The organism is Candidatus Marinarcus aquaticus (genome assembly GCF_004116335.1).
Classification (GTDB): domain Bacteria; phylum Campylobacterota; class Campylobacteria; order Campylobacterales; family Arcobacteraceae; genus Marinarcus; species Marinarcus aquaticus.
On record NZ_PDKN01000004.1, the window covers coordinates 232,719 to 244,936 of the forward strand.

Sequence of the window (12,218 nt, forward strand, 5' to 3'; positions counted from 1 at the left end):
TTATTCTCCTAATCCTCGAATATAAGTAGCTAAAGCTTTATATTGAGTCTCGTTAAGTCTACCTTTAAACGATGGCATTGTACCGATATTCGCTTTTTTACCATCATCTAATACTGCAGTAATTACAGAATCAGTGTATGTTTTTAAGCTCGGAGCTACATACTCCATACCGTTTCCATCTGCACCGTGGCATCCTGCACAAACTGCAAATGAAGCTGGTTGCTCACCTTTAAGACCACCTGCAACATAAGTAGCTACTTCATCAATCTCTTTTTCATCTGTCAACATCATTGGAGGCATTCCAGCTGGATATTGAGTTTTGAAGTTACTTGCACCGTTTTTAATCGCATAAACAACACTCTCTTTAAGTAATCGTTGCGTTAAATCTTGTGCTTTTCCTCCAATACCTTGTGCATCAACACCGTGGCATGGTGCACATTGTACTAAAAAGATTGATTCACCCATTGCAGTTAAAGTATCTGCATCTGGATTTTGCCATTTACTTTCGAATTTAGCATTGTACTCTAATGTCTCTTCATTCCATTGTCCAATTTGTGAAAATCCATTTGTTGGATAACCAACAGTCATATACCACATTCCCCAAACGATAACACCGATAAATGCTAATCCCCATCCTGTTGGAATTGGATTTTTAAATTCACCGATACCATCCCAGTTCTCTTCAGCTAAATCACCGCTAGCTGTATCGTTTTTAATTTGATTTACATATTTAAGCGCGACAAATACCGTAATACTGATAATTGCTAATCCCGCTAACATTGTAAGGTCGTTGATGTAGTCCTCACCGAAGTTTAATGAGTCCCCTGCTACGAAGTAGGTTCCTGCCATTAATGCAACGATAAGAATAATACCACCTATAACCATAGATTTCATATCAGTTCTCCTTATCTATTTTTTCTATATTTTTTTCTCTAGATTCAAGAGGATTAGAACTTATAGAATCATCTAAAACAAGATCAGAGTATCTCTCGTAATTTCTCTCACCTTTTTTATCTCGTTTATATATAGAATATGCATACGAATAAAAGATAACAAACACTGCTAAAATCAAAAAGAATTTAGCATAACCTTGCAGATTTACTAAAGTTTCATAATCCATGATAACCCTCTTTTATTTTAAAGAATTTAAGTATGCTATTAATGCAACTATTTCAGGAACCTGACCGTTTGCAACGGCATCCTTAACTGCTTGGTTTTTCATATCAGCAGCAATTGCTTGGGCTTCTTTTAAAGCACTCGCTTTCGCTTCTTCTAAAGTACCAAGTGGAACATCAATTTCACCGTCACCATCAATATCTTGATCGTATGGCGTAGCGAAAACTGTTTTTACTGTATATGCTTCTGCATATGCAGTTTCAATGTCTGCAATATTTGTAAACATATGTTTATATGCAGGCATAATTGAACCTGGAACTACTGATTGTGGATCTAACATGTGATTTTCATGCCAGTCTGTTGTTCTGTAGTTACCCACTCTCATTAAGTCTGGACCAGTTCTTTTAGATCCCCATAAGAATGGTCTGTCATATGCATATTCACCACTTAATGAATACATACCATATCTATCAGTTTCTGATTTAAATGGTCGAATTAATTGTGAGTGACACGCATTACAAGAATCTTGAATATATACATGTCGTCCTGTCAACTCTAATACAGAGTATGGTTTTGTACCAACAACAGGTCTACTTTGTTTTGCAAAATCTGGGATAATTTCGATAATCCCTGCAAATGCAACAAATACGAATACGAAAACCGCAAAGAAAAACGGTCGTTGTTCTAACCAATGAAACATATTAACCCCTTTCTCTTAAGCTGCCATAGGCGTAGCATTTGCTGGTTCTTTATCTAAAATTCTACCAGCTGTTGCAGTTTTGTAAATATTGTATGCAAACATAAATACACCAACTAAATACAATAACCCACCAATAGCTCTAATCACATAATAAGGATGTAATACATTAACTGTATCGATGAATGAGTATACCAATGAACCATATTCATCATATGCTCTCCACATCATACCTTGAGTAATACCTGCAATCCACATAGACGTAAAGTAAAGTACAATTGCTGTAGTTTGTAACCAGAATTGAGTATCCATCATTGATTTAGAATATAGTTCGCGTTTATACATTCTAGGAACCATGTGGAACACTGCTGCCATAATCATAAATACAACCCATCCTAAAGTACCATCATGTACGTGACCTGGAATCCAGTCAGTAAAGTGCGCAATTGCATTAACTGATTTAATAGATTGAATTGGTCCTTCAATAGTAGATAACATATAGAATGTTGAAGCTAAAATCATGAATTTAATCAAAGGATTTGTTTGTAGTTGTTGCCACTCACCCTTCATAGTTAAAAGCATATTAATTGCCGATCCCCATGATGGTAAAATAAGAATAACAGACATAACAGAACCCATCGTTTGCATCCAGTCAGGAACCGTTGAATAGATCAAGTGGTGTCCACCAGCCCAAAGGTATACAAACAGTAATCCCCAGAATGCTAAAATTGAAAGTTTATAAGAATAAACATTTTGTCCAGACTCTTTTGGTAAAAAGTAGTAGATCATTGCAATAATTGGAACAGTAAATACGAAACCAACCGCGTTGTGTCCATACCACCACTCAACTAGAGCATCATTTGAACCAGCATACATAGATACTGAGTGATACCAATCACCATATCCAGATACTAAGGCAGTAGGAACTTCCATATTATTAAATAAATATAACATTGCAACTGTTAAAAACGAAGCAATATAATACCAAATAGAAATATAAAGAGTTCTCTCTCTTCTAATTCCAATTAAACCAAAAATTGAGATACCCCAAAGTACCCACCAAACAACAACCAGCAAGTCTAAAGGCCATTCTAATTCAGCATACTCTTTTGAAGTTGTGATACCCATAAAAAGTGTAACAACCGCTAAAAGAATAGTAATGAAGTATAAAATGAAGTGAAGCTTCGCAACACCCATTAAGAATGGAGATTCTTTTAAAGAAACCTTCAGAACTCTTTGCGCCACATAATACCATGTAGCGAAGATACCACTAAGACAAAAACCAAAAGCAACACCATTGGTGTGTAAAGGTCTTAATCTTGAGAAAGTACCATACTCTCCTGCCAAATAATTTAGCTCAGGATATGCCATTTGGAATGCTAAAACCACCCCAATTACCATACCGATGATACCAAACAGAATTGTTGAAAACGTAAACGCTTTTGCAACTGAGTAATCGTACTCAATTTGTGCACCGTTTTGCATCAATCTCCTCCTAATTTTTGATATACAAGTCACCATACAGTCACTTATCGTACTAATTTTAACGCAACGGCTATAAATTTAAGCTTAATAGTTTATTTATTTTCTTAAGTTTTATTTAATTTTATGTCACATTTTTAATTCTATTAATAATGTCAATTATTACTAAAGGAGGCTTTATTTGTAGTTTTTTAGAGCTTGTTGTGTCTCTCGAAGCATTGTCTTGGCTTTTAAGTCTTCTCGTTTGTCATGCAGTTTTTTACCTTGAGCTGTTGCAATTTGCAGCTTCACTAAATTTTTGGAATTAAAATAGAGTTTGAGTGGTACAATTGTAATCCCCTCTTTGGTCACTTTTTCATGGAGTTTATTGATCTCTTTTCGATGCATCAATAGTTTTCGTGAACGTCTTTCATCAGGTCGATACGTTGCATGCGTGGTGCTTAAGTGTGAAATATGCATATTTAAAACAAATATCTCATTTTTGATGATACGTACATGTGTATCTTTAAGGTTAACACGTCCTTCACGAATCGCTTTAACTTCACTTCCTTGAAGTTCAACACCTGCTTCAAATTTATCCAATATAAAATAGTCGTGAAATGCTTTTCTGTTTTTAAACTCTAAATTCTTTTTTACTTTCTCTTTTGCCATTATTTCACCTTAAAAAATGAGCTTCCACTGCCACTGAAAAACCAACCCTCTTTTGCAAACTCTTTGAGAGTAGGCTCGTTATACGCTGCACTTTCATATAAGTCATTGGCTTGTTCTATGCTCATTGTTTGTAATACATCTGTGCTATTCATGCTAAGCAAATTTTTGCTTTGCGCTTCACTGATTTCTTTATAAAATTGTTCTCGAAATGTACTGAATATTTTACCTGTATTACACTCAATTTTAGGTGTAATAACTTCAAACTCTAAAGCTTCTTCTTTAAACTCTTCAACAATTTCACCAATACCTGTTACATTGGCACTGTCATACTCATATATAAAAAAAGGAACATCCGCACCAATTTTTGCTCCAATACGTGCAAGTTTATCTTTAGGATAGTATAAATCAAACAAATCATTGGCAATAAGTAAAAACGCAGCTGCGTCACTGCTTCCACCACCAAGACCAGCAAATTCTGGGATGTTTTTCTCCACTTTAACCGTATAAACTCTGAAAAAAGCATCAATTTTTGGGCAATATTTACGTAACTCTACAAAGGCTTTATAAATGGTGTTTTTTTCTAATTCACATCCAAAATCACCCTCTAAGTTAAACGCATTTTTTTCATTTCCAGGAACTATAGAGATGGTATCGTAGAGATTTTTCACTCGTACAAAACGAGAAACGAGCTCATGATAACTATCTCTTTTTCCAGCAATTTTTAAAAAAATATTGACTTTTGCGTACGCTTTTTTAGTGACGGTTTTCGTTGGTTTCATTAAACTTTTAGTACCTTATTTAATAGATATTTTACTTGATTGTTTTGAATTTGGATTATACTGAAAAAATCATCAAAAACAATTATATACTCACCCTCTTCTTTTTTCTCTAAATACTCAATGTCTATTTTTTTACCGTGTTCTACCCAGAGTTTATCCCCAGTGTACTCATTAAATGGTAAATCCAAATACTCTAAAGGATCAAGACTTTTTTCATTCTCAAAATAGAACGCTCCTTCATGCAATCTTTTTAAATAAGAAAGCGTTCCAACCACTTCAAGTTTTTGAGCCAAAATTTGAGCTAAACTTCTTATATATGAGCCTTCACTTACACTTGCTTCAAAGGTAATAAAAGGATGGGAATAGGAAATAAACTTTATTTGTTTGACATCCATGACAGATGTTTTAAGCTCCACCTCTTTTCCTTGTCGTGCTAAATCATAGGCTCTTTGCCCCTCGATTTTTTTGGCACTGTATTTTGGAGGAGTGTAGGTAATCTCCCCTTCTAAACTTTTAAGTACCTTTTTAATCACTTGTTCATCTAATTTTTTCTCTTGCTGGATACTTATAATGTTCTCAATATCTAAAGACTCCGAAGTTGCTCCCAACCACAAAACTGCTCGGTAGGTTTTAGGCGTCTTTTTAAGATACTTAAAGAGCTTTGAGTATTGCCCAAATGCTACAATCAAACACCCGCAAGCAAAAGGGTCAAGCGTACCGCTGAAACCTGCTTTTTTATTTCTGTATTTTCTTTTGATTTTATTAAGATAACTGTTTGAGCTTATGAACATTGGTTTATTGACCACCAAGAGTTTGTTCAAGGGTTCATTGTCGTAAAATTTCTTTTGCATTTTTTCCTAATTCATTTTATATTTGGATTGTATAAACAGAGCTTTAGATTTTATCTTAGGTCAAGGCGAAGTTTTAAATTTATGAGAAGCTTACTGCAGTAAGTGACGATGAAATTTAAAACTTCAACGACGAGATAAATCAAAGATAATGCTCTGTTTCTATATTTTCTCTACAAAGGAAGAGAGGATGTCTCTCTTTGTGCCTCCAAAATTAATCGAAAGTTTATAATCTTTCCCTGCTTTGACACTCTTTTGCACGCGTCCCATTCCAAAGATTTTATGCTGTACTAAGTCGCCTTTTTTAAAGCCACTTTGTTTTTCAATGGTTAAACATCCTTTGATTAAACCACTCTCACTTAAAAATCGACTCTTTAAAAGTACCGCTCTTTTTCCTTTATAAAATCGTGAATGTACGAAACTTAAAGTAAGTTCATCCATCGCTCTTGTTATAGCAACGTATCCTAAACGTCGTTCTTCTTCAATATCACTTCCATCACCAATGATTGGGAAGAATCCCTCTTCTAATCCAATGATAAAAATATGTTTGTACTCCAAACCTTTAGAAGCGTGAATACTCATCATGGAAACACTTTCGTGCATGAGTGTATCTTGGTCACTCTCTAAAGCAATCTCATTTAAAAAATCTTCTAAATTCAGATGTGGGTTTTGTATGAAGTAGTCTCGGATATATCCATAGAACTCATCGATATTGGCTTGCCGTTCAAATCCATCTGGCAAGTTATCAAACGAAGCTCTGAAATCAAAGGTATCTTCAAATGCATCTAAGAACTTCATTTTAGATTCATTCATCACATCTTCTAAATCCATCATTGATGCCACAAATACTTTCAGTGTACGTGCATTTTTCTTTCCAACAATGGCACTTAACTCTTCAGGTGTTGCATCCTCAATGATATTAAAAATAGATTTATCCATCTCTACGGATTGGGCATCAAGTTTATCTATGGTTGTTTTACCAATTCCCCGTTTGGGTTTATTGACAATTCTTTTTAAAGAGAAGTTATCATTGCGATTGGTCAACGTTCTAAAATAGGCAATCAAATCCTTAATTTCAGCGCGTTCATAGAACTTCATACCCCCTACAAGTTGGTAATTGATTTTTGCTTTATTAAATCCCTCTTCGAGTGAACGTGAAAGGGCATTGACTCTAAATAAAATAGCAATGTCTTTAGGACTCACACCAGAATCGATAAGTTTTTTAATATCATCACAAATTTTTCGTGTCTCTTCATTTTCATCTTGAGATTCATAGACCTTAATCGAATTGCCTTTATCTTTCGTACCAATAAGTTTTTTACCCATTCGATCACGGTTATGTTCGATTAATTGATTCGCATGATTTAAAATTGTATCGGTTGAACGATAGTTATGCTCCAGTTTAATCACCGTGGTATTTTCAAAAATATTGGGGAAATTCAAAATATTTTTAATCGTCGCACCACGCCAACCATAAATGGATTGATCATCATCCCCAACCACACAAATATTATTGTGTGTTGAACAGATTTTTTTAAGTAATTTATACTGCAACTCATTGGTGTCTTGATACTCATCGACCATTATATATTGATACTTTTGACTGATTTCATCGCACAACTCTTTATTTTGTTCCAAAATCTTATAAGGAAGTAAAATCAAATCATCAAAATCGACCAGATTGTTCTCTTTGAGATAGTTTTCATACTTTTCATATACATCGGCAATTTGTTGATACATTTTAAGTTGGGCGCTTGCTTTTGCTTCAGCAGGAGAGAGTACTGAGTTTTTATATTTAGAGATTTCACTGGCAACCAATGCTGTGGTTAACTCTTTATCTATTGATTTTAAAATTCGTTTTTTATCATCGGTGTCAATGATAATAAAGTTGCCTTTTCGGTTCAACTCTTTCATATGGAATTTTAAAAACAACAGACCAAATTTATGAAAAGTACACAACAAAGGTTGTGTAGAAGCATTCTCTATCATTGCAAATGCGCGTTGTTGCATCTCACGTGCCGCTTTATTAGTAAATGTCAAGGTTAAAATAGAAGCGGGGTCAATTCCAATGGAGATAAGATATGCCAGTCGAGAGGTGATGGTTTTTGTTTTTCCACTGCCTGCACCTGCAAGGATAAGAAGGGATCCATCAATATGTGATGCAGCAACTTTTTGCGACTCATTTAATGATGATAAAATATGTTCCGACATAAATAAAACTCCTATGATACCCTTATGAAAGTTGCTACCTTACACTTTTTTAAAGCAATTTTATAATTGAATTGTTAGGTATTGGTAATTATTATATCATATTTATATAAAATTCTACGACTTGCACTTTTTAAATCGTGTTGTGCTTAATTTTCTTCTATATAAATAAATGTTATTATAATCATAACTTATTTTAAAGGTGTAAAAAATATGCTTACAGATTTTGCCAAAATAGAGACGTTTCTCACCGTCGTTCGAGAAAAATCTTTTTCAAAAGCTTCAGCGAAACTGGGGATATCTCAACCCGCTGTTACACAGCAAATGAAATATATTGAAGAGTATTTAGACACAAAAATTTTAGAGAGAAAGAAAAACGGTATTCGTCTGACCAAAGAGGGAACCATGCTTCACTCTATTGCATTAAAACTGGAAAAGTGTGTCACCAACGCAGAAAAAGAGCTGCTTAAAATCATGAACAAAGATGTCACCTTTGTATTTGGTGCCTCATTTATCATTGGGAACTATATTTTGCCACGATTCTTAAATGATTTAAAAGAGAACATCCATAATGATGTTTCAATCAATGTAACGGTTTCAGGCCAAGCCATTGAAGATTTACTCGATAAAAAAATCGATATTGCTTTGGTTGAGAACTATGTGCCTGAAGAGAACATTATCTACAGAGAGTGGATGGACGATGAGATTGTTATCTTCTCTAATCAAAAGCTTCCAACACGAGCAAAAGCGAAAGATCTTTTATCGTATAAATGGGTGTGTCGAAATCCTGATTCAAATACACGTGCCATTTTTAAAGAGAGCTTGGAAAAAGCAAACTTTCCAGACTGTGATGCCTTTGATGTCACCAGTGAAGTTACCAGTGCCACAACCATTGTACAAACAGTATTGCATGCTTCTAAAGAGGGGGCTCCAACGGTTTCAATTGTTTCACGAAATGCCATTGATACCCTGCTCAAAACAGGGGTTCTTTTTGAATCACGTATTGGCACACAAAAGATGCATCGAAAACTCTATATTGCTTATAGAAAAGACCGAAAACACGACGCCTTTATCGAAAATGTTGTAGACTACCTACTTAAAATCAAATAATAAAAGGGAAACTTCTTCCCTTTTAATAGACTAATCCCTCTTTTAACAATGCTTTTTTAATATTAAAAATTTGTTGATGTTTGTTTCTGCACCATGCAGGTGAGAGCAATGAGTCATCATCAATGCCCGCAGTCACTCTTTGTACATTGACATGTTCTGGCAGACGCTTAATCGATTCAACCACCGTATCGATATAGAGTTGTTCACTAATAGGTGTGAAATTCCCTTTTCTAAACTCATTGGTTAAAAGGGTATTCTTAACCACGTATAAAGGGTGGAATTTAATCGAATCGACATTGAGTTTGAGTGTTTCATCTAAAGTGTGTAACATCATTTCTTGATTCTCTTTTGGCAAACCATAAATCAAATGTGCACACACTTTAAGACCTTTTTGTTTACTTCTTTGTATCCAATAACGCATGTTTTGAGCCGTATCGCCTCGATTGATTAAATCCAAAGTTTCATCATAAAAAGATTGTACCCCATACTCAATCCATATCTCTTTTGTTTTTGAAAACTCTTGTAAATAGTCTAATATTTCATCGGTCACACAGTCCGTACGTGTACCAATTGATAGACCCATAACATCATCAAAACTGAGTGCTTTTTCATACAAGGCTTTCAGTGTATCAAATGGCGCATAGGTATTGGTAAAGGATTGAAAATAGACAATGAATTTTTTCACGCCAAACTTTTTTTGTAAGCGATTTTTTGTGGCAAAAAATTGCTGTTCCAGTTGTTTGAGTTGATTTTCTAAATAGGGATTGGTTTCAACATTAGGGTTGAGTTTAAATTTACTTTTTTTATTTTGAAGATTGGGACTAAAAGAGTCATTCTCACAAAAAGAACAGCCACCTTTAGCCACGGTTCCATCAATATTAGGACAAGTAAATCCACTGATACTGATGGGTACTTTATAAACTTTCTCTTTAAATTTGTTTTTAAAATACCGTCCTACGGTATTTACTTCTTTTAATTGCATTTTTAAATTGATTGTTTATCCCTATATTCATTTACTTTACAAAATAGTCGCCGTTGAAGCTCTCTAATGCATAGTTTCTGTCGTTTCCAATAGAATTCACCAAATCTTCCACGGTTAGATACTCTAAAGAGTCCGCTTCAATGTATTTACAAATCTCTTCTTTGGTCATTCTATATGAGATTAACTCCTCTTGTGTAGGAGTATCAATACCATAATAACATGGATACTTAATCTCTGGACTGGCAACTCTAAAGTGTACCTCTTTTGCTCCAGCATCTTTAAGCATTTTTACAATTCGTTTACTGGTTGTTCCTCGCACAATAGAGTCATCAATGACTAAAAGAGATTTTCCTTTAATCAATGATTTCATAGGAGAGAGTTTCATTCGCACTTTGAGGTTTCTCATCTCTTGTGTTGGTTCAATAAATGTTCGTCCCACATAGTGGTTTCTTATGATTCCATATTCAAATGGAATACCACTTTGTGCAGAGTATCCTAAAGCTGCAGGTACTCCTGAATCAGGTACAGGAACAACCATGTCCGCTTGAATAGGAGAGTTTTGGTCATTTTTAGCCAAAGTTCGTCCCATATTTTCTCGTGTTCTGTAGACATTTTTATTGTCAATCACACTGTCAGGTCGTGCAAAGTAAACATACTCAAATGCACATGGTCGATATTCTGGTTCATAGAGTTGAATCGATTCAGGTTCATCTTTATGTTCATCAAAAATAAGCATCTCACCTGGTCGTACATCTCGGATAAATTCAGCATCCACTAAATCAAAAGCACATGTTTCACTTGCAACAATATAACCACCAGAATTTAACTTTCCTAATGAAAGCGGTCGAATACCATATTTATCTCTGATAACAAACTGTTTAGATCGAGACTGTACAATAAAGCAGTATGCTCCAATGGTTCGCTCTAACGCCTCTTTGATTCTGTCTCTGAGTCGGTCTTTTGAGTTTTTTGCAATCAAATGAATCAAGTTTTCAGTGTCCATACCTGTTTGGTAGATCGCACCTTTATCAATCAAGTCATTTCGAACTTCATCTTTGTTGATTAAATTTCCATTGTGCACAATAGAGATTTCACCCAATTTATACTTAGCAAACACGGGTTGAGCATCTAAAATAGAGTCTCCACCTGCTGTTGAGTATCGGTTATGACCGATGGCCATATTCCCTGCAAGTACTTTTAACGCTTCATCCGTAAAAACTTCAGAAACCAATCCTCTGTTTTTAATTGTATGAATTTTTCCATTACAAGAAGAGCTGATACCTGTCGCTTCTTGACCTCGGTGTTGCATTGCAAAAAGTGCTATTGAAGCAATTCTCGCTGCATTATCATTTCCATAAACTCCGACTATCGCACACATTTATTTATCCTTACAGTCCCAAACAATCATTGATTGAGTATAATCCAGCATCTTGATTGACCAACCATTTTGCTGCTTTAATTGCACCTTTTGAGAATGTATTTCGTGCCGTTGCCGTGTGATGAAGTTCAATAAACTCACCATCGTTATACAATCCAACGGTGTGTCGACCTACGATATCTCCTCCACGAAGACTCATGACTCCGATTTCATCTTTAGTTCTTGCACCAATATCACCATCTCGACCTGAAACTCTGACACTGTCAAGGTCTAAATCTCGAGCTTTTGCGGCATGCTCTGCAAGTGTTAAAGCCGTCCCTGATGGAGAGTCGACTTTATATCGGTGATGTTGTTCTACAATCTCTATATCAAACTCTTTAAGTGTTTTTGATGCTAAAGATACCAGTTTATTTAACACAGCAATACCTAAACTCATGTTGGTTGCATAAAGAATGGGTACTTTTTTACTCGCTTCAATCAAAAGATTTTGTTGATGTTTACTGAATCCTGTTGTTGCAATCACTAAAGGTTTATTCCCACCATTTTCAACAATTTGAGTCAACAATGCTTCTGTAGCTACGGGTGCACTGAAATCAATAATAACATCGGATGCATCCAATAAAGCTCCCATGTCATTGGTGACTACAGTACCTTCAGGTACAGGTTTTTTAAGTTCATCATAGACATGGCATGCAGAGAGTTTTGCTTCACTGTCTGTTGCTAAATCATCAATTAAGAGTGACCCCACTCGACCTGTACTTCCAACTATTCCTACTTTAATCATTCATTCAACCTTATTGTAAATACTCAATAATATCCACCGCAGCAGTAGCCCCATCTGCAGCAGCACATACCACTTGTTTCGCAGCTTCAATTCTCACATCCCCAGCAGCATATAACCCAGGTACAGATGTCTTCATTCGTAAATCAACAACCACTTCACCTTGCTCATTCACATCACACAAAT

Annotated in this window: 13 protein-coding genes; 1 reads left to right on the plus strand and 12 read right to left on the minus strand. The window is 35.2% G+C overall.

All coding sequences use genetic code 11. The features are described from left to right. The 8 genes from CRV04_RS07935 to CRV04_RS07970 form a co-directional block, all read right to left on the minus strand. Positions 1 to 894: a c-type cytochrome gene (locus tag CRV04_RS07935; protein WP_128996304.1), complete on the minus strand. Its 894-nt coding sequence runs from the start codon at positions 892 to 894 to the stop codon at positions 1 to 3. A 1-nt stretch (position 895) separates the two neighbouring features. Then, positions 896 to 1,120, minus strand: a complete 225-nt coding sequence (locus CRV04_RS07940) for a cytochrome c oxidase, cbb3-type, CcoQ subunit (protein ID WP_128996305.1) — start codon at positions 1,118 to 1,120, stop codon at positions 896 to 898. A 12-nt stretch (positions 1,121 to 1,132) separates the two neighbouring features. Further along, positions 1,133 to 1,816, minus strand: coding sequence for a cytochrome-c oxidase, cbb3-type subunit II (gene ccoO / locus CRV04_RS07945; RefSeq protein WP_128996306.1), 684 nt, complete (start codon positions 1,814 to 1,816; stop codon positions 1,133 to 1,135). A gap of 15 nt (positions 1,817 to 1,831) precedes the next feature. After that, on the minus strand, positions 1,832 to 3,298 hold the full coding sequence (gene ccoN, locus CRV04_RS07950; protein ID WP_128996307.1) for a cytochrome-c oxidase, cbb3-type subunit I: 1,467 nt from the start codon (positions 3,296 to 3,298) through the stop codon (positions 1,832 to 1,834). A 174-nt stretch (positions 3,299 to 3,472) separates the two neighbouring features. After that, positions 3,473 to 3,946, minus strand: coding sequence for an SsrA-binding protein SmpB (gene smpB, locus CRV04_RS07955; protein WP_128996308.1), 474 nt, complete (start codon positions 3,944 to 3,946; stop codon positions 3,473 to 3,475). Then, positions 3,946 to 4,725 carry a 4-(cytidine 5'-diphospho)-2-C-methyl-D-erythritol kinase gene (locus tag CRV04_RS07960; RefSeq protein WP_128996309.1) on the minus strand — a complete coding sequence of 260 codons (780 nt, stop codon included), beginning with the start codon at positions 4,723 to 4,725 and terminating at the stop codon, positions 3,946 to 3,948. The genes smpB and CRV04_RS07960 overlap by 1 nt, the downstream gene beginning before the upstream one ends. Next, positions 4,725 to 5,576 (minus strand): tRNA pseudouridine(55) synthase TruB, encoded by an 852-nt coding sequence (gene truB / locus CRV04_RS07965; RefSeq protein WP_128996310.1) that lies wholly within the window; start codon positions 5,574 to 5,576, stop codon positions 4,725 to 4,727. The genes CRV04_RS07960 and truB overlap by 1 nt, the downstream gene beginning before the upstream one ends. 159 nt (positions 5,577 to 5,735) lie before the next feature. Continuing rightward, the gene (locus tag CRV04_RS07970; protein WP_128996311.1) at positions 5,736 to 7,784 is read right to left on the minus strand and encodes an ATP-dependent helicase; all 2,049 of its coding nucleotides are present in this window, start codon (positions 7,782 to 7,784) and stop codon (positions 5,736 to 5,738) included. 210 nt (positions 7,785 to 7,994) lie between these two features. On the opposite strand from CRV04_RS07970, the gene CRV04_RS07975 reads away from it, so the two are divergent. After that, entirely contained in the window at positions 7,995 to 8,891 is an 897-nt protein-coding gene (locus CRV04_RS07975) for a LysR family transcriptional regulator (protein ID WP_128996312.1), read from the plus strand. 22 nt (positions 8,892 to 8,913) lie between these two features. Here CRV04_RS07975 and mnmL read toward each other — a convergent pair whose 3' ends face one another. From mnmL to CRV04_RS07995, 4 genes are all read right to left on the minus strand, one after another. Continuing rightward, the gene (gene mnmL, locus CRV04_RS07980; RefSeq protein WP_128996313.1) at positions 8,914 to 9,873 is read right to left on the minus strand and encodes a tRNA modification radical SAM protein MnmL/YtqA; all 960 of its coding nucleotides are present in this window, start codon (positions 9,871 to 9,873) and stop codon (positions 8,914 to 8,916) included. A 31-nt stretch (positions 9,874 to 9,904) separates the two neighbouring features. After that, positions 9,905 to 11,251: an amidophosphoribosyltransferase gene (purF, locus tag CRV04_RS07985; RefSeq protein ID WP_128996314.1), complete on the minus strand. Its 1,347-nt coding sequence runs from the start codon at positions 11,249 to 11,251 to the stop codon at positions 9,905 to 9,907. A 10-nt stretch (positions 11,252 to 11,261) separates the two neighbouring features. Next, complete coding sequence (gene dapB / locus CRV04_RS07990; protein ID WP_128996315.1) at positions 11,262 to 12,035, minus strand: 4-hydroxy-tetrahydrodipicolinate reductase; 774 nt, start codon at positions 12,033 to 12,035, stop codon at positions 11,262 to 11,264. Positions 12,036 to 12,045: 10 nt separating this feature from the next. Then, a partial coding sequence (locus CRV04_RS07995) for an FAD-dependent oxidoreductase (protein WP_164969137.1) occupies positions 12,046 to 12,218 on the minus strand: 173 nt, incomplete at its 5' end.